We start from the raw sequence: 25,649 nt of genomic DNA on the forward strand, positions 1-25,649 counted from the left end.
CATGATGTTTTGCCAGACGCTCTGTCAGGGTCGCCACAGATCAAATGCTCTGTGTGCCTAGGGTATTTTTTACTGGCTTCTACTGGCTTATTGTCCGAGGCCCATGCGCAAACTCAGTCTGAAGGCGAGACCCGCCTGGATACTGTCACGTCATATTCCACCTCTTCCCCCGAAACTCGCGAACGGCAACGTACTGTAACCGACAGTCCCACGCCGATCGATATCATTACCAGTGACCAGATTCTCAAAGCCGGCGGCCGGGCGGAGTTGTCGGAAGCCCTTTCCAAGCTGTTGCCATCGTTCAACTTCGACAGCAATTATGCAGGTTACAACTCGGTACAGCGCTCGCTCAGCAACCGTAGCCTGGGCCCCGCGTATACGCTGGTGCTGGTGAACGGCAAGCGTCGGCACATGAGTGCCATTCCGGCCCGGGGTGGGGTCAATAACAGTGGGGCCAACTACGTCGATATCGACATGATCCCGGTCAGCGCGGTGGAGCGCATCGAGGTCCTGCGCGATGGCGCTGCCGCTCAGTATGGCTCGGATGCGGTGGCGGGGGTGATTAACATTATCCTCAAGTCCTCGTCGCAGGGCGGGCATGTGGGGGCCAGCTACGGCATGCTCTATTCCCGCGAAGGCGAAACCCTGAAGTTCGAAGGCGATCATGGTTTCGAGCTGGGCGACGATGGCTTCCTTCACCTGTTCTTTGACGCCCGTAAACGCGCCGACGCCGATTTTAACGATAAGGCAGCCAAGGATTATCGGGCGTTCTTCGATGATGCGCAGAACGCCAACTGGAACCGGAAGGCCGTCCGCAACGGCGATCCCCGCATCCGTGCCTGGAACCTCGGTTACAACACCGAATTCGCCCTGACCAACAATACCCGCGTCTACTCCAACGCGACCTACGGGATCCGCAAATCCCAGGTCAACAACTGGATGCGCTTGGCCAACGGCAATGCCTCGATACCGGAACTGTTCCCGGGAGGCTACGTCCCGCTGAACAATTTGCGCGACACCGATTATCAGTTTCTGGTAGGGGTCAAAGGCCAGCTAAGCCAATGGAATTGGGATTTCAGCAACACTTACGGGCGCAACAAGGTCCAGCATTCCAGCCATCGCACCCTCAACCCGACCTACGGACCGGAATCGCCGACCACCTTCGATCACCTGGCGACCCTGAAATTCGACCAGGCGGCCAACAACCTGGATATCACCCGTGCCTTTGCCGGTGCGTTCGGCAAGCTGCAGGCATCGGTTGGCGCTGAGCACCGCTGGGAGCGCTTTAAAACCATCGCCGGGAACGACAAAGCCTACACCATAGGACCCTATAAATATCCGGAACTGCTGGCTGATGGTTCGCCGAACCCGTTGTATCTGGCTTATGGCCCGCAGACGGCAGTCGGTGCCCAGGCGGTTCTGGTTATCACGCCAGAGGATGAAGTGAAGCTGTCGCGCAATGTCTGGTCTGGCTATTTCGACCTGGGTTTTGATCCGACTGATAAGTTTTACCTCGGCCTTGCCGGACGTTTTGAACATTACAGCGACGATACGGACAGCACCTTCAACGTAAAGCTCAGCTCGCGCTATGAGCTCACCGATACTTTCAGCATTCGCGGCTCCGCCGGTACAGGATTCCGCGCACCCTCCTTGACCCAGCAAGGCTACACCATGGCGGATAACCGTGTGGCAATGGATAACGATGGCAATATTGTTCCTGCCCGGACCCGCCTGGTGGCTCCTTCGGCCAGGTTGGCCCAGGCCATGGGCGCCAAGAAGCTGGATTCCGAAGATGCAGTCAACTACGGGCTGGGCTTCACCTGGCGCCCGGCGCCCAGGACCAGTGTCACGCTCGATGCCTATCTCATCTATATCAAGGATCGCATCATCCTTACCGAAAATATCTATGAAACGGGCAGCGGGGTGGTATCGAACATTCTCGAATCAGTAGGCGAGGATCCGACTACCTGGACGAACTTCTATACCAATGCGTTCGATACCAAGACGCGTGGCCTTGACTTGGTGGCCGATCACTTCACCGATTTCGGGGCGTTCGGCGGCGTGCGCTGGAGTGCTGCCTTCAACTGGAACAAGACCACGATCGAGGACAGCGTAGACAGCCCGGGGGTACTGGCCGGCTCGGGTATCAACCTGATTGGTCGTGCCCGCAAAGGCGAACTGACGGATGCTTCTCCGAAGACCAAGTGGATTCTAGGCGCCAACTGGGCCATCCGGGATGTTGTCATCGACCTTCGGCACACGCGCTATGGCAAGGTCAAAACGATCGCCAACAACCCTTCTGGGGATCGCTCTTTCAGCGCCAAATGGATCACCGACCTGGACGTTTCCTATAACGCTACCGATAACGTCGTCCTGAGCCTGGGTGCCAACAATCTTTTCAATGTCCACCCCGACAAGCATGCGATCTATAACAGCAATGGCCTGAGTCGCTATGGCTATCCGCCATTTCATCCGGGGGGCGGTTTCTGGTACGCGAAGGTGGCTTATGACTATTGAGCAGCGTGCATTCACCCGGCGCCGATTCCTGATCGTCGGTAGCCTGGCGTTGGCCACCGGCTGGCTGGCCCGTCCGGCCCGGGGCTCTCCGGTAGCGTCCGGCAATCTGTCCGGCCTGCAACTGGGCGTTGGTACCTACAAGGGCATGGCGCCTTCGTTCTTCAAGGAGGCTGGTATCGAGCCCGGCCCTTATCGGGTCAAATACGCCGAGCTGGCCGGCGGCAATTTGATCGTCGAAGCCCTGGCCAGCGGCAGCCTGGATATCGGCAGCATGAGCGAAATTCCACCGATCTTCGCCATTCAGAGCCAGACGCCAATCAAGCTGATCGCCGTGCTGCGTGGTGATGTCAATAATCAGGTGTTCCTGGTGCCCAACGGTTCCCGGGTCAGTGACGTGGCCGAGCTCAAAGGCAAGCGCGTCGGTTTCGTGCGCTCGACTACCTCGCACTATTTCCTGATCAAGGCGCTCAAGGAGCGTAGCCTGAGCTTTGCCGATATCGATCCGGTGGGACTGACCCCGCAGGATGGCTTCTCGGCGTTTCAGAGCGGACAACTGGACGCCTGGGTCATCTATGGCATCCATATCCAGATTGCCCTGGCCAGGACCGGTGCACGCATCCTCAAAACCGCCCAGGGCTACCTGTCCGGGAATTATGTCATCGCCGCGCGCAGTGATGCCCTGGACGACCCGCGCAAAGTCGCCGCCATAAAGGATTACCTGGGCCAGGAACAGTGTGTCTGGGATTGGGTGCAGAGCCACCCGGAGCAATGGGCGAAGAAGAGCGCGGCGATCACCGGTATCGATGCCGCGCTGTTTCTCGACCAGTTCCGCGCCCAGAGCGAGCCCTTTCGCCTGGGGCCGGTGGACGACACAGCCATCGCCTCCCAGCAGGCCGTGGCGGACCTGTTTCACGAGACCGGCGTATTGCAAGGGCGGCTGAATGTGGCGCCTTTGTGGGTCAAGGATCTCTGGCCATAGACACCCTCCAGAACATCGGCGGGATGGGTTAGCAATGGTGGCTTCTGGACCAGTATCAGGCTATCGAGCATGGCCCATACCTATTTGTATTGGTTATAAAAAAATTAAATATTATATGTATATTTCCATGAAGTTTTTGCATGTACTGGGGTTTTTTCCTAGCATCATCCGTGGCTCTGCAAAACACCCTCGCCGTAGCACAGGCTTTCCACACTGATTGGGAGAACACGAAATGAGCTTGGAATTCATCGGTTTCATCGGTCCGCAGGAAGGCAGCGAATCGCTGGCGCCACGCAGTTCGCAGCAGGTCGACGTGGCCTTCGTCAAGGCCTTCGCTCAGGCCCAGGAATACGGTGGTTTCGACAAGGCATTGCTGGCGGTGAACACCAGTGCCCCCGATTCACTGGTATTGGCCAGCTATGCGGCGGCCCATACCAGTCGACTGGGGCTGCTGGTCGCCCACCGCCCCGGTTTCCAGGCACCGACCTTCGCCGCCCGTCAGTTCGCTACGCTGGATCAGTTGAGCGGGGGACGCGCTTCGATCAACGTGATCACCGGCGGTGACAGCGGCGACTTGCAGCGCGATGGAGAGTCCGTTGCCGACAAGGACGAGCGTTACCGGCGCACTGATGAATACCTGGACGTGCTCAAGAAAACCTGGACCAGCGAAGCACCCTTCGACCATCAGGGCAAGTATTACCGCATCGAAGACAACCTGACCCAGGTCAAGCCACTCCAGAAGCCGCATATCCCGATCTTTTTCTCCGGCGCCTCTGATGCTGCAGTGGAAGCGGCGGCCAAACATGCCGATGTGTACATGATGTGGGGCGAGCCGATCGAGGATATCCGTCAACGCATCGCCACGGTGCGCAGGGCTGCCGCCAAATATGGCCGTGAGAAGCACATTCGCTTCAGTCTATCGCTGCGCCCGATCCTCGGCGCCACCGAGCAGGAAGCCTGGGCACGGGCCGAGCGCATCCTGGAAAACGCCAGGCAACAGGTCAATCAGCCGGAGGGCTGGCGGCGTTTCAAGGAGGGTGCGAAAACCAATGTGGGTTCCGAGCGGCTGGTGGATTTCTCCCGCCAGAAACGCGTGCATGACAAGCGTCTGTGGACCGAAATCGCTGGCTTGACCAGTGCTGCGGGGAATTCCACCTCGCTGGTCGGAACGCCGGATCAAGTGGCCGAGGCGGCGCTGGACTATTACAACATCGGCGTCACCACCTTCCTGTTTCGCGGCTTCGATCCGCTGCGCGACGCTGTCGAGTACGGCCAGGAGCTACTGCCGCGCATCCGCGCCCTGGTCGCGCAACAGGAAAACGCCAAAACCAGCTTGGCCAGCTAGGGCGTGTCATCAATTGCCACCCCGATTGCGCTGCATCCAGCGCACTGGATTACTTCCAGGCCCCGGCTTTTTCTGTGCCTGAAACTTCGCAAACAGCATTCCCATACGCAATGACAGTTGATCAACAGGAGAGGTAGACATGTCCACAGCAGCAATCGATCTCTTGCAACAACGCTATGGCTTGGCGGCAGAAACGCGTCCCGCCGTCATTACCAATGCCATCACTACGGCTTTGTTCAGTCACCGTAGCGTCCGTGCCTACCTCGACAAGCCATTGCCGGATAACACGCTGGAAACCCTGCTGGCGGCGGCGCAATCGGCTGCCAGCTCCTCCAATCTGCAACCCTGGAGCCTGCTGGCCGTTGAAGACCCTGAGCGCAAGGCCCGGCTGGCAGCGCTGGCGGGTAACCAGACACATATCCGCCAGGCGCCGCTGTTCCTGGTATGGCTGGCGGACTTCTCCCGAATCCAACGCCAGGCGGATCAGCAAGGGGTCGAACTGCAAGCGCTTGGCTACCTGGACAGTTTCCTGGTGGGCAGTGTCGATGCGGCCCTGGCTGCCCAGAACGCCGTGGTGGCAGCGGAGTCCCTGGGGCTGGGAACCGTCTATATCGGTGCTCTGCGCAACAACCTGCGCGAGGTTATCGAGGAACTGCACCTGCCGCCTCTGGTGTATCCCGTCTTCGGCCTGACCGTGGGCTACCCTGACCCCGATAAGCCGACCGCCATCAAGCCGCGCTTGCCTCAGGCGGTAGTCTTGCACCGGGAGACCTATTCGGCCCCGGCGACAGAGGCGCAGTCGATTCAGGACTATGACCGAAGTATCGCGGCCTTCTACCAGCAGCAGGGCCTGGCCAGCGCCAATTGGAGCAGCCAGACGTTCCAACGCTTGAACAAGGTCGCGGCCCTGCATGGTCGGGAGCGTATCGGGCAAGTGCTCAAGGAGCAGCAGTTCGATCTGCTCTGAAAACCAGGCTTTTTCAAGGTTTTTGCTCAGTAGGTCCGTAGGTCCGCACAAGCAAATCCCAAAGTCTTTGAACGGGCTGAAGGGGCCATTCATAACTAGCGCTCAGAGGGTGTGGCGGTTTCTCCATATTCGAGACTTTGCCATCGTGGGCGCTAAATTCAGAAAAGTAGCGGCTGGTTTCTCGCAATCTCGCCATTAAAGAATGACAGGTTGGTGAGTCTGAGCTATTTCATGAAGATGTCATGGATAGGATGCAATATCTGGTGCGGCTATTCGCTTCGGTGGTCGGGTCGGCGGGGGATGGTTCTCGGCGTTCAGTTCTGGCAGATTGCATGTACAAAGCAGGCCATTATTGCTTTTTGCACGATGCCGGCTTTTGCTTTTTTGCATAATCATATGATTTATTTAAATTTTATTTTTCATATTGGCTTGGCACGAAGGCTGCTCCTTACTGTGCGCAGCGTGACAAACCATTTGGAGAAATAGAATGTCTCTTGCTCAGGATTTTCTTGCTACCGCTTTTCCGGAATTCGACGTAGCTACCGTCGCTCGTCCGGATGGCGGTGTATTGGTAACCCTCAATGCCGATGGCCAGGATGTGCTCCGGCGCGCATTGTCTCGTGGCCAGGCGCAATCTCACCTGCAACTGGAGTGGCTGGTAAGTTCGATCCGCCGCGACTTGGCCCTGGAAGCAGGTACGTCTCCAGCTATTGCTCATTTGCAAAGCCAAAGCAGGGTAGCCTTGCCGAAATACGAATACGCGTAGACTGATTGCACGGCAAACTCCCTTTATTCAGTGTATTACCCGCTTCTTGACTGTCGGGTAAGTAGAGAAGTTCAGATGCGGTATATCGATCTGCTTGCCCGCAATTAGAAAGAAGAGACGAGCCGCATGATCGGCTGGAGGTCTTCTACGATTTCGGCATGACCCGTCAGCTGTTTTTCTGGAAATTTCGTGGTTCTTGCGTACTACAAGCGTGGTTCGCATGGATTGCTTGCTGCACATATCCCCTTCCCGAATGTGGTCCGGCTTGGCGTCAGCCTGGGTTGTCAGAGCATCGCGAAATGTTTGCCAGAACAAAGCAGAGGCACTCTTTGGCGTTATTTCGGTCGATTTAAAGGTATCGGGGTTTGCCAGTATTCCAAGATGCACCGGTGTATCTGGTGCCCTATTTTGTAAGGAGGTTCAATCATGCGTTTTGTTTATCTCGCTCCGGCCGTTCTTGGCCTATTACTGGCTGGTTGCGGTCCAGAAGATCATACCGACGAAGTTCCCCCACCTGCGCCGTCTACCCATCAGCCAGCAGCTCCTGCCGCACCGGTCGAGCCTTCCTCCGTGCCACCGGCAGAACCCGGTTCCGGTACCATGGAGGGACCGCACTCTGGCGATAAGAGCGGGACCGTTCGTTAGAGCCTGTTCACGATCTGCTGTGCGTCGGCCAAACGGCGTTGAAACCGGCTTCGGAATGCTCATTTACCACCCGTAAACTCCGCTTCCTCAGCCGTTTTCGCCACCGTTTAGCTCTAGCTCGCGAAATCGTGAGCAGGCTCTTAGGTCAATCATGCAGGTTCCCTGAAGCCTGCGGCCTGTCCGGCACTTTTCCTGCCTGTTGCACCGTGACTGCCGGATCGGTCGCGGCTTACTCCGGGTCCGGAGTAAGCTGCCTGCTTTCTATACCGTGGTGGCTGCCGTCGCCACGGGTGTGTCACCTTGTGGTTTGACCAAATGCTGGGAAAGGCTGCGCAGCGAGGCCAGTTGCCGGCAGATCAAGCCCAATTGGATTTGCACCAGGCGATGCCCCTCGTCCATCTCCTCTGGCGTTTGTTCGAGCTGCTGGGCCAGTGCTTCGTCTTCTTCGTTGTGAAGGGTGATCGGCTGGTTCTGGCGCAGGGCTTCAGCCAGTTCATCCAGGCTGCAGGCCAGGCGTTCGGCGGCCTTTTCCAGCATTTCGTCGGTCGCATCGTCCGGTAGCGTCGCGCGATGCGAGCCCAGCCCGGACAGATAGTTGAGCAAGGTGTGCGAGAGGGTCAGGAAGCGGAAGCCGGCCTCGGCGTCCTTGCGGAAGTGCCCTGGTTCCAGAAGCATGTTCGAGAGTGTCTTCGACAGCGCTGCATCGGCATTGTGGGCGTTACGCCGGATGACCCGGTACTCCAGGTCGTCATCTTTGCCGGTATCGTATTGGCTCATGATCTTGCGCAGATAGGCGCTGCTGCAGCTCAGGGTCCTGGCGTATACCTGGTTGAGATTCCTGTCTTGCCAGTCCGGCAGGATCAGGAACACTGCTGCCACGGCAATCAGGCTGCCGAGCAGCGTATCGAACAGACGCGGCCAGATCAGTGCATAGCCGTCGCCGGTCTGATTGAAGCAGAACAGGATCATCAGGGTGATCGCGGCGGTGGACAGCGTGTAATGCGTGCTGCGGGTGATGAAGAAGATGATGCCGGCCAGTACGGCAAAAGTCGCCTGTATTTCCTGTTCGGGAAACAGGGCGAACAAGCCCCAGCCGGCGACCAGTCCGAGCGCGGTGCCGGTCACGCGCTTGACCAGCTTGATGCGTGTCGCGCCGTAGTTGGGCTGGCAGACGAATACGGTGGTCAGCAGAATCCAGTAGCCCTGCTTGGGGTGTATCGCGTGCAGTACGACATAGCCGCAGAGCAGGGCCGCGGCCATACGCAAGGCGTGCCGGAACAGCAGCGACGTTGGCGTGAATTGCGCCAGCAGGCGGTTGAATGCCTCGCGTAGCGATTTCGGCGTCAGGTCGCGCAGGCTGTTGTCCTGCTTCTTGTCATCGAGCTTGGGATCGCTGGCGCCGGTCAGCTGGGTTTGCACGGTTTCCAGATTACTGGCCAGGGCATACAGGGAACGCAACAGACGACGCCAGGCTGGCTTGTGCTGCTGTTGCAGGTAGTCCAGCGAGGCATGCAGATCGCCCATCGCCTGGGTGGTGGCTTCGCCGTAGCGGAACGGCAGCTGCATGATGATGGCATCGGCCAGTGCCAGGCACGCTTTGGATTGCAGGCGCAGCAAGCGCTGGCAGCGAAACAATACGTCGCTGTGGAAAAAGGTGTCCGAGAGCGCCTGGTAGGGATAGTGCGATGAGGTGACGCGTTCGTGCAGATCCTGGGCGAGAAAGTACAACCGGTAGTAATGACTCATCGGTCCGCCAGCCTGCACATAGCCCTTGCGGTGCAGCAGCGTGTCCTTGGCGACGTTCAGGGCCGCCACGATCTGGCCGTTCTGCCTCGCCAGAGCCAGGCGCCGTTCTTCGATATCCGTTCGGTGATAGGGTTCGAACAGGTCGGCCTTCAGGCGAAAATAGCGGGCCAGCTCACGATAGATCCCGGCCAGGCTGTGCTGTACCGGTTGATGGGTGAAGATCGCACTCCAGATGATCGAAAGCAGGCCGTACCAGATGGCTCCGGCCAGCAGCAACAGCGGATCGTGCCAATAGGCGAGCGTGTCGTGGGGCAGTGTTCCGCTGCCGCCACGCTGATCCATCGAGATCATGCTGTAGACCGAGAGAATCAACGTGGCTGAGGCAATGGTGGCATAGCGTTCGCTGATTGAGCCCAGCATCACCAGCGAAAAGGCCGAGAGTGCCATGCCCGTGGCAAACAGTACCGGGTAGGGGAACAGCAGTTGCACCGATGCCGCCGCGATGCTGAAACACAGCAGAGTGACCAACAGCGCATTGAGCCGGCCGATCCAGTTATCGTCGGTTTCCGCCAGGGCGCTGGCGATGATGCCGAGAAACAGTGAGATGATCATCGAAGGCCGGTCGAGATACCAGCACAGTCCCATGGTGCTGGCCAGGGCGATGGTAACGCGCAGGCTGTAGCCGAATTTTTCCAGGGACCACAAGCGGCGCAAGTATTGGCTATAGGACGTGAGTGGCATGCTTCGAAGCCTTTTACCGGGATGGATTTTCGCGCCGCAGTCGTTCGATGCGGGCATCCTTTTCCTGCCAGAGATGACTTACCCAGTCTTGCACGGCGCGGCGGAAATCCGGGTCGCTCTGATAATCGCCTCCTGCCAGCCTGGGGTCGAGTTCACGCGGTTGTATATCGATGATGACACGTTGCACCTGGCCGCTGAGCAACTCCCAGAATCCAGGGACGCGTTCGTCAGGATAAACCACCGTGACATCGAGAATGGAGTCAAGCTGTTTCCCCAGAATACCGAATACAAACGCTACACCACCGGCCTTGGGCTTGAGCAAATGACGATAGGGCGAATTCTGCTGCGCATGCTTGGCGGCGGTAAAGCGTGTGCCTTCCAGATAATTGACTACGGCAACCGGCTGGTTCCTGAATTTCTCGCAGGCACGGCGAGTTATTTCCAGATCCTTGCCTTGCATATGCGGGTGTTTTTCGAGAAAGGCCTTGGAGTAACGCTTCATGAACGGATAATCCAGCGCCCAGAAGGCCAGCCCGAGAAGGGGCACCCAGATCAGCTCTTTTTTCAGGAAGAACTTGAAGTAGGGCGTCTTGCGGTTGAACACCCGCATCAGGGCAGGAATATCGACCCAGGACTGGTGATTGCTGATAATCAGGTAAGAGGCATCGCGGCGCAGGTTACCCGGGTTGCGGATATCCCAGACGGTCGGTACGAAAAAATCGAGCCCCCGGTTATTGATGGCCGCCCAGGCTTCTGCCAGCCAGGTTATGCCACGGGAGCAGCAGTCCTGCAGGGGGCGCCAGGGGAGTAGCTTGAGCAGCCCCAGTAGCAGTATCGGCACGAATGCCAGCAGCGTATTGAACAGAAGTAGCACAGAGGTGGTGATACCGATGACCAAGTGGCGCATGAAAACTCCCATGAAACGTCACGCAAGGGCATGATACCAAGGCTTGGCTGCCTTGCTTTGGTCGGTTGTTGCTGACCGCGCTGGAAGCCGAACCCGAACGGTGTGTTCCGGTCGCATGCATATCTTTTCGAAAAGCTTCAGGAGTCAATCTTGAGTCGTGTCCTGCCTTCCCTGGGCCTGCTGGCCTTGCTTTCCTGTTCGGTGTTCGCTGCCGAACCCGAGCCCACCATTTATGGCCGCTACGAATACATTCACCTGGATGAACTTGGCAAGACGCTCAGGGCGAAGATGGATACAGGAGCCATGACCGCTTCGCTTTCCGCGCGCGACATCAAACGTTTCGAGCGCGATGGCGAGAAGTGGGTACGTTTCCGCCTGGCGATGGATGGCGCTGACGATACGCTCTATGAGCATCGCCTGGTGCGGGTCAGCCGAATCAAGGCGCGCAATGAAGAGCAGGATGTCGATGACGAAGAAGAGGAGCGCAGCCAGAATTCAGCGAAGCGACCGGTGATCGAGATGCAGCTCTGCATCGGTGACCACCAGCGCATGATTGAGGTCAACCTGGCTGATCGGTCGCACTTCCGTTACCCGTTGCTGATCGGGGCGCAGGCTATCGACAAACTGGACGGCGCCATCGATCCCTCGCGTAAATACACCGCTGGTCGGCCTGACTGCTGAGCTATCGCGCTACAGCGAATGCTGCGGCTGCTGGGTGCGACGCCAGCCATTGAGGCGCTGTTCGAGTTGGGCCAGGGTCTCGATACCCTGGCGGTGAGCCAGCTTGAGCAGGATCAGGCCGAGCTCGGCGGTGGCCATGGCATCGGCACTGGCATTGTGGCGTTGCAGTACATGCAGGGCGAAATACCCGACCCAGTCGTCCAGGCCCGCGTTGCGCAGATTCGCCTCGGGCCGGAGCAGCGGAGCGATCTCGGCGACATCGAAGAATGCATGTGGCATGCGGTAAGCGAGGCTTTCGCGCAGGGCGCGCAGCAACATGCGCTGATCGAAGCCGGCGTGAAAGGCCAACAGCGGGCTTTCGCCGACAAATTCCATGAAATCCAACAGCGCTTCGACCGGATCGCTGCCGGTCGCCAGTTCGCTGGGGGCGATGCCATGGATCAGGATACTTGCGCTGATCTTGATGCGTTCGCGATATAGGGTCCGTTCGAACATCTGGCTGAAATCGATGGCGCTGTTCTCGATGACCACGGCACCGATGGAGATCACCTGATCGCGGCGGAGATTGAGCCCTGTAGTTTCCAAATCAACCACTACAAAACGTCCGTCGGCCAGTCGGCAATCCGACAGTGGCTGTAATCGGCGCAGTGCCTGCAGTCGTTCCTGCTGACGCGGCTCCAGCTTTGAACTGCTGCCCAACCCGAACCGGAACAGCTTCATAAATGGTAGCGCAAGGCCAGGCTGGCCTGCAGGCGTTGTGCCTGGCGAAAGGATTCGCGCAGGATGCGCCGGTCCAGATGATTGAGAGTGTCCGGGTCCAGCCGGTTGGAATAAGGCAGTTGCTCGCGTGCCTGCTGCTGATGCTGTTCCATGCGGGTCTGCTGGATGAATTGATAGGCTTCTTCATAGGCGGAGCCGTCCTTGGCGTCGACGATTCCGGCCTCGATCAGTTGCCGCAGGCGTTCCTGGGTATTGGTGGCTTCGATCCCGTTGGCCAGGGCAAGCAGGCGCGCGCCGTCCACAAAGGGCGTCAGACCTTCTTTTTTCAGATCGAGCGTAGGGGTTTTGTCGTTGCCTTTGCGGGAGACGACGAAGTCGCGGAAACGCCCTGCCGGAGGACGGTGCCGCAAGGCATTCTCGGCCATCAGGCGCTGGAACAGGGTCTGTTCCTCGATCTGTTCGAGTAGCTCGCGGCGCAACTGCTCGCAGCCATCGGTCGGTCCCCAGACTACGCGCAGATCGAAGAATATGGTGCTGCCGAGCAGGTGCTCTGGAGTCGAGTCGAGGATGAATGATTGAAAGCGGCGTGACCATTCTTGGCGCGACAGGCACATTTCCGGATTGCCCGCCATGATCTTGCCTTTGCACAATGAGAAGCCGCATTGCGCCAGATCCAGATTGATCCGCTCAGCCAGCGGCAGTAGCTTGCCACGGATGCGGGCCGTTTCATCGGGATCTTGCGCCTCGAAGAGGATGCCATTGTCCTGATCGGTATACAGGGTCTGCTCGCAACGTCCTTCGCTGCCGAAGCACAGCCAGGTGAAGGGCACCCCTGGATCGCCCATATCCTCGATGGCCAACTCGATGACCCGCGCCACGGTGTGATCGTTCAGGAGTGTGACGATATGCGTGACCTGGGTCGAGGAGGCACCGTGGGCCAGCATGTTATCCACCAATTGGCGGATCTGGATACGCATCCCGGCCAGCATGTCGAGCCGGCTGGCATGGCGGATAGTCTGGGCCAGGTGTACCAGATCCACCCGCTGCAGGGAGAACAGATCGCGCTCGGAGATCACGCCGCGCAGCCGGCCGTTCTCCACCACGCAGACGTGGGCGATATGGCGTTCGGTCATGGCGATGGCCGCATCGAACGCACTGGCATCCGGTGGCAGGTAGAAGGGCTGCTGGGTCATGAAGCGGGCAATCGGCTGGGTCAGGTCGTCGATTCCTGAGGCGATCACCCGACGCAGGTCGCGCAGGGTGAAAATGCCCAGTGGATGCAGTTCGGTATCGACCATCACCACGCTGCCGACATGCTGCTCGTTCATCAGGTGGACAGCCCGATTGAGCGGCATCGACGGCAGGCAGAAAACGGGTTGCAGGAGTGCCAGGTCACCCAGGCGGGTATCCAGCGAATACTGTTCGCCGAGGCTTTCCACGGCGCGTCGTTGTACCTGCTGGTTGACTTGGTCCAGCAAGCTGCTGACGCCACGTATGGCGAAGTCACGCAAGGGTTCGGACAAGGCGATGAGCTTGGCGAAGGCTGGCTTGCCGAGCACCAGGCAGAAGGTGTCCTCGGAGGCCAGGTGTGCGGTACGCGTGGCGCGTTCGCCGAGCAGGGCTGCCATGGGGAAGCATTCGCCTGCGGTTATTTCGAAGGTCGATCTGGCACCGTGCGTATCGCTGGCGGAGCGTTCGCCATAAACGCGCCCCTGCTTGACGATATAGAAGTACTGAACCACACCATTCTCGGGTGCGACGATGGTTTCCTCGGCAGCGTAGAAGCGCAGGTGGCAGTTTTCGACCAGATAGGCCAGATGGGCATTCTCCATCTGGTTGAACGGGGGGAATTTTCGCAGGAATTCCATGGTGCCATGGATGTTCTGCAGAACCGCCGTCTTACCGGCCTTGGCGAAAACATCGGCTTTGCTCATGGCTACGGTTCCGAGTGGTCACTGAGGGTAATGGTGTCTGTGCATCCTCCGAGAGCCCATTGTACGTAAGTCTATATGAGACATTCTGTCCGAGACGCGTAGTCCGGGATGCATATAGATCAGACAGGTAACCTGATTCACCGAAGCATCGAGATAAAAAAAGCCGTCCCACCAAGGAGACGGCCATTGCAGCAATAAAGGGGGCAGCGATTACAAGCCGTTCTTTGCCTTGAATTCACGGCGCCGACGGTGCAATACCGGCTCGGTATAGCCATTGGGCTGACGAGGACCGTCGATCACCAGTTCGACGGCAGCCTGGAAGGCGATACTGTCGTCGAAATTCGGAGCCATCGGTCGGTATAGCGGGTCGTCCACATTCTGCCGGTCCACCACCGCTGCCATGCGCTTGAGGGTTTCCATGACCTGTTCGGTGGTACACACGCCGTGGCGCAGCCAGTTGGCGATGTGCTGGCTGGAAATACGCAGCGTGGCGCGGTCCTCCATCAGGGCGATGTCGTTGATGTCGGGCACCTTGGAGCAGCCTACGCCCTGTTCGACCCAGCGGACCACGTAGCCCAGGATACCCTGCGCGTTATTGTCCAGTTCCTGCTGGATATCCTTCTCGCTCCAGTCGAGCTCAGTCACCAGCGGGATACTGAGGATATCGTCCAGCGAGGCATGGCCGCGTCGACTCAGTTCGATCTGGCGGGCAAAGACATCGACCTTGTGGTAGTGCAGGGCATGCAGGGTGGCAGCGGTCGGCGAGGGCACCCAGGCAGTATTGGCACCAGCCTGCGGATGGGCGATCTTCTGTTCGAGCATGTCGGCCATCAGGTCCGGCATCGCCCACATGCCTTTGCCGATCTGTGCTCGTCCCGGCAGGCCGGTAGTCAGGCCGACATCCACGTTCCAGTTCTCGTAGGCCTTGATCCAGGCGGCGTTTTTCATGGCGCCCTTGCGGATCATCGGACCGGCTTCCATGGAGGTATGGATTTCGTCGCCGGTACGGTCGAGAAAGCCGGTATTGATGAATACGACGCGCTCGCGAGCAGCCTTGATGCAGGCTTTGAGGTTGACCGTGGTGCGGCGCTCCTCGTCCATGATGCCGACTTTCAGGGTATTGTTCGGCAGGCCGAGTGCATTTTCGACACGCAGGAACAGTTCGTTGGTGAATGCCACTTCCTCCGGGCCGTGCATCTTGGGTTTGACGATGTAGATCGAGCCGGTGCGGCTGTTCTTGCGGCTGGTATTGCCCTTGAGATCATGAAGGGCAGCCAGACTGGTGATCAGCGCATCCAGGATGCCTTCCGGCACTTCGTTGCCATCCTTGTCGAGGATCGCGTCGTTGGTCATCAGATGGCCTACGTTGCGCACGAACAGCAGGGCACGGCCATGCAGGACCAGTTCGCCACCGGCTGCGGCTGTGTAGATGCGGTCGGGATTCATCTCGCGGATGAAGCTCTTGCTGCCCTTGGTGACCTCCTCGGTCAGGGTTCCCTTCATCAAGCCCAGCCAGTTGCGATAGACCTCCACCTTGTCGTCGGCATCGACGGCCGCCACGGAATCTTCGCAGTCCATGATGGTAGTCAGCGCGGATTCCAGCACGATGTCCTTGACGCCGGCAGGGTCGTTCTTGCCGATCAGGCTGCCACGGTCGATCTGCAATTCGATGTGCAGGCCGTTGTGCCTGAGCAGGATGGCTGTGGGCGCTGCAGCATCGCCTCGGTAGCCGACCAACTGGCTCGGATTCTGCAGGTTAGTGGTTGCGCCACTGGCCAGGGCGGCGATCAGTTCGCCGTTTTCGATACGATAGCCGACAACGTCTTCGTATTGAGTACCCTCCAGTGGTGTTGCACGATCAAGGAAGCGGCGGCCGAAGGCAATGACCTTGGCCCCACGGATTTCGTTGTAACTCGTTCCGCGTGCTGCGCCTTCCTCTTCGGGAATGACATCGGTCCCGTACAGAGCGTCGTAGAGCGAGCCCCAGCGTGCATTGGCGGCATTCAGGGCAAAGCGCGCGTTCATGACCGGCACCACCAGTTGCGGGCCGGCCAGGCGGGCAACCTCGTCGTCCACGTTTTCCGTGGAAATCTTGAAGTCTTCCGCTTCCGGCTGCAGGTAGCCGATCTCCTGCAGGAAGATCTTGTAGGCATCCGCTTCGTGAACCTGCCCGGCACGAGCCTGATGCCAGGCATCAATGCTGGCCTGGATTTCGTCGCGCTTGGCCAGCAGGGTGCGGTTTTTCGGTGCCAGCTCGTGGATGATGCCGGCAGCACCATTCCAGAAGGCTTCGGTGGACACGCCAGTACCGGGAATGGCTTCGTTGTTCACGAAGTCGTACAGGACCTTGGCGACCTGCAGGCCACCGACTTGAACGCGCTCAGTCATTGCTTGACTTCCTCTGTGTCAACTTGACGGACCTGCCTGACAGGCAGGCCTTGAATGGCTGCAGAACCGACGTTCGTTGGTGGCGGGCTGTCGAACGAAGCCCCGTGCCGGTTGCAGCATGGATTCCAGCAGTTCATTGGCTTACTGCGAGTTGGATTATTTTTTGTAGTTATGGTTTTTTAACACTACATAATCATCAGAGCAAGCCCGAAGACCATTCCGGGAATATCTCATCGTCCTCATGCTACTCAATCCCGAGCAAGTTGGATCGTTAAGGCGTGGTGGTTGTTCTATATACATTCGTAGTGGGTACTACGCGCAACCGAGGATAGCCACATGGAAAATCTGGTCGTAACCATCATTGCCAGAGACCAGCCCGGGCTGGTCGAATCCATCGCCCAGTGTGTCGCCACACATGGCGGCAACTGGCTAGATAGCCGGATGTCGAGAATGGCCGGCCAGTTCGCCGGTATTTTGCGGATTGCTGTTCCCGAAACCTCTTTACAGGTCTTGGTGCTGGCGTTGCAGGATCTGCAGCGCCAGGGTATTCGTGTGCAGGTCGCGAACAGTACCGCCGAAATCGCGCGTGATACGCGAGAGGTTCTGTTGCGGCTGATCGGTAACGACAGGCCCGGTATCGTCCGCGACATTACCCGCTTGCTGGTCGAGGAGGGCATCAACCTGGACGAGCTGGACACATGGGTAGCGCCGGCGCCAATGAGCAACGAGCTGTTATTCCATGCCGAGGCCCGGTTGGCGGTTCCGGCGGAGCTATCGTTGCCGAACCTGCGCGAGCATCTGGAAACCCTGGCTGATGAGTTGATGGTCGAGTTGCAGGTGCCTGCCGACTGATTCCCGCCTCGGTGGTGGTTTCAGGCCGGCAGGCAGACTCCGGTTCCACCCAGCCCGCAATAGCCGTCGGGGTTCTTCGCCAGATACTGCTGGTGATAAGGCTCGGCATAATAAAACAGCGGCGCTTCGGCGATTTCCGTAGTGATCGGGCCATAGCCGGCCTGCTCCAGACCGGCCTGGAAGTGTGCACGACTGGCCCGGGCCTGCTCCAGTTGATCGGCATTGCTGCAGTAGATGACCGAACGATATTGAGTGCCCAGATCGTTACCCTGGCGCATGCCCTGAGTTGGATCATGGGCTTCCCAGAAGACTTTCAGGAGCCCCGAATACTCGACGATCCGTGGATCGAATACGACCAGCACCACTTCTGCATGACCGGTCAGGCCGGAGCAAACCTCATCGTAGGTCGGATTCGGCGTATGCCCGCCGGCATAACCGACGGCCGTACTCCAGACGCCCGGTTGCTGCCAGAAGCGGCGTTCCGCACCCCAGAAGCAGCCCATACCGAATACGGCCTGTTGCATTCCCGTCGGGATGGGGCCTTGCAGCGGGTTGCCATTGACATGGTGAGCCGCCGGTACGGCCAGCGGCGTGGCGCGGCCCGGCAAGGCCTGCTCGGCAGTAGGTAAGGCCTGTTTATGAACGGGAGTATGCGAACGCAGAAACATGGGGCACCTCGTTTTCGATAGGGGCTGGAGCAGTAGACGATGGGGGGCTGCAAGTGTTTCGGCAGGCTGGACGAAAGGCGGGTCTTCGCCTTGTCACCGGACAGGAGCCAGGAGATGGAAACAGGGGTTTACCGAATATTCCAGGGCTGGATATGGCCATTGTGCTTCAAGGTTTGCGCAAATAACGGCGCAGCCTTTCGACCAACTGTTGGCTGGGAATGGGCCTGTCGAACAGGTAACCCTGGCCGATATCACAGTGTTGGCGGCGCAGGAAAGCCAGTTGCTGGCTGGTTTCGATCCCTTCGGCGACGACCTTGAGCTTGAGGTTGTGCGCCATGGCGATCACGGCTGAGGTGATTTCCATATCGTCTTCGCTGTCGGGAATATCCTTGATGAAGCTACGGTCGATCTTGATCACATCGATGGGGAATTTCTTCAGGTAACTCAATGATGAATAACCGGTGCCGAAGTCATCCATCGCCAGGGTCAGCCCCATTGCTTTGAGTTCATTGAGTTGCTGGTGAGTCTCCTCGGTCGCATCCAATAGCAGACTTTCGGTCAATTCCAGCTCCAGGCGCTGGGGAGGCAGTTGCTCCTCCGCAAGGATGTCAGCCAGAGACGCGACCAGGCTCGGGTCGGCAAACTGTCGAGAGGATAGGTTGATTGCAATATGTAGATCGCTTATGCCCTGCTCGGCAAGCTGCTTGCCCATACGGCACGCCTGGCGCGCCGCCCACTTGCCGATAGGAATGATCAACCCGGTTTCTTCGGCCACGCTGATGAAGTGGCTGGGCTGGATCATGCCTTTTTCTGGGTTCCTCCAGCGCAGCAAGGCTTCGAGTCCCAGCAGCTTGCCGGTGTGCAGGCATACTTTGGGTTGGTAGAACAGCTCCAGCTCTTCCTGTACCAAGGCACGCCGCAGGCTGTTCTCCAGGAATAGGCGAAAATCCGCTTCGGCATTCAGCGTAGTGATGAAGGTCTGTAGCTGATTCTTGCCATTGGCCTTGGCCTTGTGCAATGCCAGCCCGGCATGCTTCATCAAAGTCTGCGGATCCAGGCCGTGCTGCGGTGCGCAGGCCAGCCCGGCCGATCCACTGATGCTGATCAACTGGCCGTCGATATACAACGGTTTGTCCAGGATATCCAGGATTTGTCGGGCCAGATGTCGGCCGCTTTCCTGGTCCTGGTCGTCGAGCAGGATGGCGAATTCGTTGCTGGCAAAGCGCGATACCAGGCCACGGGTCTCGAACATATTGATCAGCCGGCGGGCGAGCTTGACCAGCAGCTTGTCACCGATACGATGGCCCAGGCTGTCGTTGATGCGTTTGAAGTTATCGATATCCACCAGCAACAGCATCAGGTTGGGAGCATCGCCATTGTTGAAGCGTTTTTCCAGGGTCTGGATGAAACAGGTACGGTTGGCCAGCCCGGTAAGATTATCGGTATAGGCCAGGCGCTCGATTCGCTGTTGGGCCAGTTTGTTTTCGGTAACGTCTTCGTAGATGACCACGTAATTGCTCAGGCGCCGGTTGCTGTCCAATACCTTGGAAACCGACAGGTGCCCCCAGTAGGGAATCAGGTTCTTGCGCCTGCCACGGAATTCGCCTTGCCAACTGCTGTTATGAGCCAGCGCCGTTCGGGTATCGCGCAAAATGCCATCGATGTCTTCCAGGACCGGGAGTTTCGCAATATTGCGACCCAGTGCTTCCTCGCTTGTGTATTGGGTAATGGCGGTGAAACTGGGGTTTACATATTTGATCCGACCGTCGCGATCCAGCAGCAGGCAGGCGCTCGAGGCTTGTTCTACCGCACGCTGAAACAGGTGCAGCGAGTGGATGGCATCGAGTCGCTGGTGATTGAGCATGGCCTGGCCAATGTGGTCGGCCAGTTCGCCGGCAAAGGCGATTTCATCCATCTGCCATTGGCGATTCTCGCCGGTATGCTCCAGGCGCAGGACGCCAACCAGTTCGCCATCGGTGTGGATGCCCGCCTCGAGCAGGGATACCACGCCACGCGACTTGAAATACTCGGCCAGCTCGTACGTGCGCAAATCGTTCCGGGCATCGTACGCGTCGATTACCCGTTCGCCATGCAATGCATGGATATAGCGAGGGTAGGGTAGCGAATCGAAATCCTCCAGAGCGGTGACGGTGCCGCTTCCCTGCTTGAACTGGGTAACGGGCTTGAACGTGGTGTCTTCGATCATCCAGACACTGCCATAGCTCACTGCATAGATGGCACAGGCCGCCTCGGTAATCAGCTCAGCCGCTTCCTGCAAGGGCTTGGCGCCGTAGCGATGGGTCGCGAGCTTGGCAAGCAAATCCTGCTGCGCACGCAAACGGGCGAGCAACTGCAGATATTCTTTCACCAGGGGCGAAGATATTTCGTTGTCATCTTCCCGGGGCTCGCAGATCAGTAGATAACCGCGTAGCAGCTCCTGACCATGCTGTTGATAGTATTCACCGGTTTCCAGTACATCGAACGTACGCTCAGCCATATGCAGGCGATAGCGGATTCGGTAGTTGCCGCCATTTCTGGTTAGTTGCGCCAGGAGTTCTTCATGCAGTCGAGGGCGTGCTGCCGGCTCCATCAGCCTGGCATACGGGAAACCAGTCGATGAGCACAGATCGTTGGCGGCCAGACCGAGCTGCCCTTCACAGCCCGGATCGAGATAAAGCAGGGTCCAGCTCGGGTCGCTCAAGCGCTCGAAGCGCAGCATACCGAGCTGTGCGGGGGTGGGTAGCGAGGTTGCTTTTGCCGCGCTGGCATCGGCTGAATTTTTTAGCGAGTGGTTATTGTCCACATTCTTCGACCGGTAGATTTGGGAGGGCGTCCGGTCTGGTTATCGGCCTGTTAGGTGATTTTTATTAGCTCGGGCTGACTTGCAACGGTATTCGACCGTTCGGTCTACGTCGCTATAGCCTTCAGGCTTGATCCCTGTCCATGCGGCGGATATCCAGCGCTTACTTTGTACCACCTTTGTGTGTGGCTGTATCCGGTGGTTTATATCGTCTGTGCCACATTTTCACGGAGTAAGAGACAAAAACCCCGCCATAGGCGGGGTTCTTGTTTTTTCCAGCTTTTCTACCTTGATCGCTGCGTCAGAGAAGCAGCGTCCGGATATCGGCCAGCAGGTCGGAAAGCCGCTTGGTGAAGCGTGCTGCTACGGCTCCGTTGATTACGCGGTGATCGTAGGAAAGCGACAACGGCAGCATCAGGCGCGGCTGGAAAGCCTTGCCATCCCAGACTGGCTGCGTGGTGGCCTTGGAGACCCCCAGGATCGCCACTTCCGGTGCATTGACGATCGGCGTGAAGCCGGTACCGCCAATATGGCCGAGACTGGAGATGGTGAAGCAGGCACCTTGCATGGCATCGGGCGACAGTTTCTTGCTGCGCGCTTTTTCCGCCAGCTCGGCGGCTTCAGCTGCCAGTTGCAGCAGGCTCTTCTGGTCGACGTTGCGCAGTACCGGAACCAGCAGGCCATCCGGCGTATCCACGGCAAAGCCGATGTGCACGTACTTCTTGCGGATCACTGCTGTACCGCTAGGAGCCAGGGAGCTGTTGAACTCCGGCAGCTCTTTCAGCAGATGGGCGCAAGCCTTGAGCAGGATTGGCAGCACGGTCAGCTTGACGCCAGCCTTTTCCGCCGCTCCTTTCTGCGACACACGGAAAGCTTCCATCTCGGTGATGTCGGCCGACTCGAATTGAGTCACGTGTGGCACGTTCAGCCAGCTGCGATGCAGGTTGGTGGCGCCAACCTGCATCAGACGGGTCATCGGGACTTCTTCGATTTCACCGAACTTGCTGAAGTCCACTGCCGGTACTGGCGGAATTCCCGCACCGCCACTGGCACCGGCACCCTGCACCTTACCTTGTTGCAGTACGCTCTTGACGTAGTTCTGCACGTCTTCCTTGAGGATGCGCCCTTTCGGTCCGGTAGCTGAGACAGTACCCAGATCGACACCCAGTTCGCGAGCCAGCATGCGCACAGCCGGACCGGCATGCACTTTGGCGCCGCTACGGCTTGGTGCGCCGGCCGGGGTCGGGTTCTCGCTCTTGGCGGTCGGGGCAGGACGGCGGTCGGCTTCGGCCGGAGTCGCTGCAACAGCCGGTTCGGCCGGCGTCTGCGGGCCTCTCTCGTCTGTCGCCGGCTTGGCTGCCTTCTTCCCGGACTTGGGCGCAGAGCCCTTGGTCTTGAGCACCAGGATCAGGTCGCCAGTACCGACCTCGTCGTTCAGCTTGATGGCCACACTCTCCACCACACCGGCGGCGGGCGAAGGGATTTCCATGCTGGCCTTGTCCGACTCGAGGGTCAGCAGGCTCTGGTCGGCTTCGATGCTATCGCCGGCCTTGACGTACAGCTCGATGACCTTGACCTTGCCGTCGGAGCCGATATCCGGGACATGGACTTCCAGGCTTTTTTCCTCGCCGACGTCATCGGCTTCGTCCTCTTCCTCGACGGGTGCTGCAGAGGGCGCTGCAGCCTTCTCGGCCTTGGGCTCGGCTGCAGACGCAGCGCCTTCGGTCTTGAGGACCAGAATCAGATCGCCAGTGCCGACCTCGTCGTTCAGCTTGATGGCCACACTCTCCACCACACCGGCGGCGGGCGAGGGGATTTCCATGCTGGCCTTGTCCGACTCGAGGGTCAGCAGGCTCTGGTCGGCTTCGATCTTGTCGCCGGCCTTGACGTACAGCTCGATGACCTTGACCTTGCCGTCGGAACCAATGTCGGGGACATGGACTTCCTGGCTGACTGACTTGCCAGCGCCCTGTGCGGGTTTTTCCGCAGCCGGGGCCGGTTTGGCTTCAGGTTCCTGTGTGGACTCAGGCTTGGCTGCCGGAGCGGACTCCTTGGCTGCGCCTGCGACTTCCAGCTCCAGGATCTCGTCACCTTCTTTCAGGCGATCACCGATCTTTACTTTCAGGCTCTTCACCACGCCGGCCTTGGGCGCGGGAATTTCCATGCTGGCCTTGTCCGACTCGAGGGTCAGCAGACTCTGATCGGCTTCGATGCTGTCGCCGACCTTGACGAACAGCTCGATGACCTGGCCTTCGCCGCTGCCGATATCGGGTACGCGTATCACTTCACTCATGGTGCGTCTCCTCAGCAGTCCAGGGGGTTGGTCTTGTCAGGGTCGATGCCGAAGCGGGTGATCGCCTCGCCCAGAACCTTGGCTTCCAGATCACCACGGTCAACCAGTGCTTCCAGAGCGGCGAGCACGACCCATTTGCGATCCACCTCGAAGAAGTGGCGCAACTGGTCGCGGCTGTCGCTGCGGCCGAAGCCGTCGGTGCCGAGGACTTTGTACTCGCGGCTCGGAACCCACTGGCGAATCTGCTCGGCGAGCAGCTTCATGTAGTCGGTAGAGGCGACGACCGGGCCCTGACGACCGGAGAGGCATTGCTCGACATAGGTCTGCTTTGGCTTCTCGGATGGATGCAGGCGGTTCCAGCGCTCGACGGCCAGACCATCGCGGCGCAGTTCGTTGAAGCTCGGTACGCTCCAGACATGGGCAGCGATACCGTAGTCCTCGCGCAGGATCTTCGCTGCTTCGCGAACTTCACGCAGGATGGTGCCGCAACCCAGCAGTTGTACGTGATGAGCAGCGTCGCGCTTGTCGTCTTCGAGCAGGTACATGCCCTTGATGATGCCTTCCTCGACACCTTCCGGCATGGCCGGCTGGGTGTAGGCTTCGTTCATCACGGTAATGTAGTAGAAGATATCCTTCTGCTCTTCGGTCATCTGGCGAATGCCATCGCGGATGATCACGGCCAGCTCGTAGCCATAGGTCGGATCGTAGGTACGACAGTTAGGGATGGTCGAGGCCAGAATGTGGCTGTGGCCATCTTCGTGCTGCAGTCCTTCACCGTTGAGCGAGGTCCGGCCGGCGGTGCCGCCGATCAGGAAGCCGCGGGCACGGCTGTCGCCAGAGGCCCAGGCCAGGTCGCCGATCCGCTGGAAGCCGAACATCGAGTAGAACACGTAGAACGGCAGCATCGGCTGGTTGTGCGTGCTGTAGGAGGTAGCAGCAGCGATCCAGCTGGACATGGCGCCGGCTTCGTTGATGCCTTCTTCGAGGATCTGGCCTTTCTTGTCCTCGCGGTAGAACATCACCTGATCTTTGTCGACCGGCTCGTACAGCTGGCCGGCAGCGGAGTAGATACCCAACTGGCGGAACATGCCTTCCATACCGAAGGTACGCGCTTCGTCAGGGACGATCGGTACGATGCGAGGGCCGAGCTCCTTGTCCTTGACCAGCTGCGACAGCACCCGGACAAAGGCCATAGTGGTGGAGATTTCACGGTCGCCGGAACCGTCGAGAATGGCCTTGAGGGTCTCCAGCGGTGGAGTCGGGATGCTGATGCTCTTGGCCCGCCGCTGCGGTACGAAGCCGCCGAGCGACTTGCGGCGCTCCAGCAGGTATTTCATCTCTGCGCTATCTGCGTCCGGACGATAGAACGGCAGGCTTTCCAGGTCCTCGTCCTTGATCGGGATATCGAAGCGGTCGCGGAATTTCTTCAGGCTGTCGATATCCACTTTCTTGACGTTGTGGGCGATGTTCTGTGCCTCGCCAGCGCCAGTGCCGTAGCCCTTGATGGTCTTGGCCAGGATCACGGTCGGCTGGCCGCCGTTGTCGTGGATCGCCTTGTGGTAGGCCGCATAGACCTTGAACGGATCGTGGCCACCACGGTTGAGCTTCCAGATCTCGTCGTCGGACAGATCCTTGACCAGTTCCTGCAACTCGGGACGGGCGCCGAAGAAGTGCTCGCGAACGAAAGCACCGTCCTTGGCCTTGTAGTTCTGGTAGTCGCCGTCGACCACTTCGTCCATGCGGGCTTGCAGCAGACCGTCATTGTCCTTGGCGAACAAGGGGTCCCACATGCGGCCCCAGACGACCTTGACGACATTCCAGTCGGCGCCGCGGAACACGCCTTCGAGTTCCTGGATGATCTTGCCGTTGCCGCGTACCGGGCCGTCCAGACGCTGCAGGTTGCAGTTGACCACGAAGATCAGGTTGTCCAGGTTCTCGCGTCCGGCCAGGGCGATGGCACCCAGGGATTCCGGCTCGTCGCTCTCGCCGTCGCCCATGAAGCACCAGACCTTCTGCTTGCCGGCCGGGATATAGCCACGGTGCTCCAGATACTTCATGAAGCGGGCCTGGTAGATGGCCTGGATCGGGCCGAGACCCATGGAGACGGTGGGGAATTGCCAGAAATCCGGCATCAGCCAGGGGTGCGGATAGGAGGAAAGACCCTGGCCGTCCACTTCCCGGCGGAAGTTGGTCATCTGGTCTTCGTCGATGCGGCCTTCGAGGAAGGCACGGGCGTAGACGCCAGGAGCTGCGTGGCCCTGGAAGAAGATCAGGTCGCCGCCATGTTCTTCCGTTGGTGCCTGGAAGAAGTAGTTGAAACCGATGTCGTACAGTGTGGCACTGGAAGCGAAGCTGGAGATGTGTCCGCCCAGGCTCGAATCCTTGAGGTTGGTCCGCATGACCATGGCCAGCGCGTTCCAGCGAACCAGCGAGCGGATACGCCGCTCCATGAACAGGTCGCCGGGCATGCGGGCTTCATGGGTAACCGGGATGGTATTGCGGTAGGGCGTAGTGATCGCGTAGGGCAATGGCGTGCCGCTACGAGTTGCCAGTTCGCTTATCCGGGTCAATAAATAGTGGGCCCGTTCTTCTCCTTCATTACCGAGAACGGACTCGAGGGCGTCCAGCCATTCCTGTGTTTCGACGGGATCGAGGTCTTGCATGGCTTGCTCCAGGGCATTAAGGCTTCCGGAATCGGTT

General features: G+C 59.0%; 16 protein-coding genes. 7 read left to right on the forward strand and 9 right to left on the reverse strand.

Translation table 11 applies throughout. The features are described from left to right. Positions 1–90 precede the first annotated feature (90 nt). The 5 genes from FHR87_RS05405 (at position 91) to FHR87_RS05425 (ending at position 6,574) form a co-directional block, all read left to right on the forward strand. Positions 91–2,517: a TonB-dependent receptor plug domain-containing protein gene (locus FHR87_RS05405; protein WP_246335802.1), complete on the forward strand. Its 2,427-nt coding sequence runs from the start codon at positions 91–93 to the stop codon at positions 2,515–2,517. After that, entirely contained in the window at positions 2,507–3,496 is a 990-nt protein-coding gene (locus FHR87_RS05410) for an ABC transporter substrate-binding protein (protein WP_183165705.1), read from the forward strand. Before FHR87_RS05405 ends, FHR87_RS05410 begins: the two co-directional genes overlap by 11 nt. A 232-nt stretch (positions 3,497–3,728) precedes the next feature. Beyond that, complete coding sequence (locus tag FHR87_RS05415) at positions 3,729–4,841, forward strand: LLM class flavin-dependent oxidoreductase (RefSeq protein ID WP_183165706.1); 1,113 nt, start codon at positions 3,729–3,731, stop codon at positions 4,839–4,841. A gap of 139 nt (positions 4,842–4,980) precedes the next feature. Beyond that, positions 4,981–5,808 carry an NADPH-dependent oxidoreductase gene (locus FHR87_RS05420; RefSeq protein WP_183165707.1) on the forward strand — a complete coding sequence of 276 codons (828 nt, stop codon included), beginning with the start codon at positions 4,981–4,983 and terminating at the stop codon, positions 5,806–5,808. A gap of 487 nt (positions 5,809–6,295) precedes the next feature. Further along, complete coding sequence (locus tag FHR87_RS05425) at positions 6,296–6,574, forward strand: DUF3509 domain-containing protein (protein ID WP_183165708.1); 279 nt, start codon at positions 6,296–6,298, stop codon at positions 6,572–6,574. 906 nt (positions 6,575–7,480) lie between these two features. Here the strand turns inward: FHR87_RS05425 and yccS are convergent. Both yccS and FHR87_RS05435 read right to left on the reverse strand, forming a co-directional pair. Next, positions 7,481–9,706 (reverse strand): YccS family putative transporter, encoded by a 2,226-nt coding sequence (gene yccS / locus FHR87_RS05430; protein ID WP_183165709.1) that lies wholly within the window; start codon positions 9,704–9,706, stop codon positions 7,481–7,483. A 13-nt stretch (positions 9,707–9,719) separates the two neighbouring features. After that, positions 9,720–10,613: an acyltransferase gene (locus FHR87_RS05435; protein ID WP_183165710.1), complete on the reverse strand. Its 894-nt coding sequence runs from the start codon at positions 10,611–10,613 to the stop codon at positions 9,720–9,722. A gap of 150 nt (positions 10,614–10,763) precedes the next feature. Here FHR87_RS05435 and rloA2 point away from each other — a divergent pair, with 150 nt between their 5' ends. Further along, positions 10,764–11,294 (forward strand): retropepsin-like aspartic peptidase RloA2, encoded by a 531-nt coding sequence (gene rloA2 / locus FHR87_RS05440; protein WP_183165711.1) that lies wholly within the window; start codon positions 10,764–10,766, stop codon positions 11,292–11,294. Positions 11,295–11,303: 9 nt separating this feature from the next. On the opposite strand, the gene FHR87_RS05445 is transcribed toward rloA2, so the two are convergent. From FHR87_RS05445 to FHR87_RS05455, 3 genes are all read right to left on the reverse strand, one after another. Further along, complete coding sequence (locus FHR87_RS05445) at positions 11,304–12,014, reverse strand: 3'-5' exonuclease (RefSeq protein ID WP_183165712.1); 711 nt, start codon at positions 12,012–12,014, stop codon at positions 11,304–11,306. After that, positions 12,011–13,948: a putative nucleotidyltransferase substrate binding domain-containing protein gene (locus tag FHR87_RS05450; protein WP_183165713.1), complete on the reverse strand. Its 1,938-nt coding sequence runs from the start codon at positions 13,946–13,948 to the stop codon at positions 12,011–12,013. Before FHR87_RS05450 ends, FHR87_RS05445 begins: the two co-directional genes overlap by 4 nt. A gap of 210 nt (positions 13,949–14,158) precedes the next feature. Then, positions 14,159–16,336 carry a malate synthase G gene (locus FHR87_RS05455; protein ID WP_183165714.1) on the reverse strand — a complete coding sequence of 726 codons (2,178 nt, stop codon included), beginning with the start codon at positions 16,334–16,336 and terminating at the stop codon, positions 14,159–14,161. Between the two features lie 336 nt (positions 16,337–16,672). On the opposite strand from FHR87_RS05455, the gene FHR87_RS05460 reads away from it, so the two are divergent. Further along, positions 16,673–17,188: a glycine cleavage system transcriptional repressor gene (locus tag FHR87_RS05460; RefSeq protein WP_183165715.1), complete on the forward strand. Its 516-nt coding sequence runs from the start codon at positions 16,673–16,675 to the stop codon at positions 17,186–17,188. 20 nt (positions 17,189–17,208) lie between these two features. On the opposite strand, the gene msrA is transcribed toward FHR87_RS05460, so the two are convergent. From msrA to aceE, 4 genes are all read right to left on the reverse strand, one after another. After that, entirely contained in the window at positions 17,209–17,856 is a 648-nt protein-coding gene (msrA, locus tag FHR87_RS05465) for a peptide-methionine (S)-S-oxide reductase MsrA (protein ID WP_183165716.1), read from the reverse strand. Positions 17,857–18,022: 166 nt separating this feature from the next. Continuing rightward, the gene (locus FHR87_RS05470) at positions 18,023–20,659 is read right to left on the reverse strand and encodes a putative bifunctional diguanylate cyclase/phosphodiesterase (RefSeq protein WP_338021222.1); all 2,637 of its coding nucleotides are present in this window, start codon (positions 20,657–20,659) and stop codon (positions 18,023–18,025) included. A gap of 298 nt (positions 20,660–20,957) precedes the next feature. Then, complete coding sequence (gene aceF / locus FHR87_RS05475; protein WP_183165717.1) at positions 20,958–22,949, reverse strand: dihydrolipoyllysine-residue acetyltransferase; 1,992 nt, start codon at positions 22,947–22,949, stop codon at positions 20,958–20,960. A gap of 11 nt (positions 22,950–22,960) precedes the next feature. Then, positions 22,961–25,612 carry a pyruvate dehydrogenase (acetyl-transferring), homodimeric type gene (aceE, locus tag FHR87_RS05480; protein WP_183165718.1) on the reverse strand — a complete coding sequence of 884 codons (2,652 nt, stop codon included), beginning with the start codon at positions 25,610–25,612 and terminating at the stop codon, positions 22,961–22,963. Between the last annotated feature and the right edge of the window lie 37 nt (positions 25,613–25,649).

This window comes from Azomonas macrocytogenes (assembly GCF_014191985.1).
Classification (GTDB): domain Bacteria; phylum Pseudomonadota; class Gammaproteobacteria; order Pseudomonadales; family Pseudomonadaceae; genus Azomonas; species Azomonas macrocytogenes.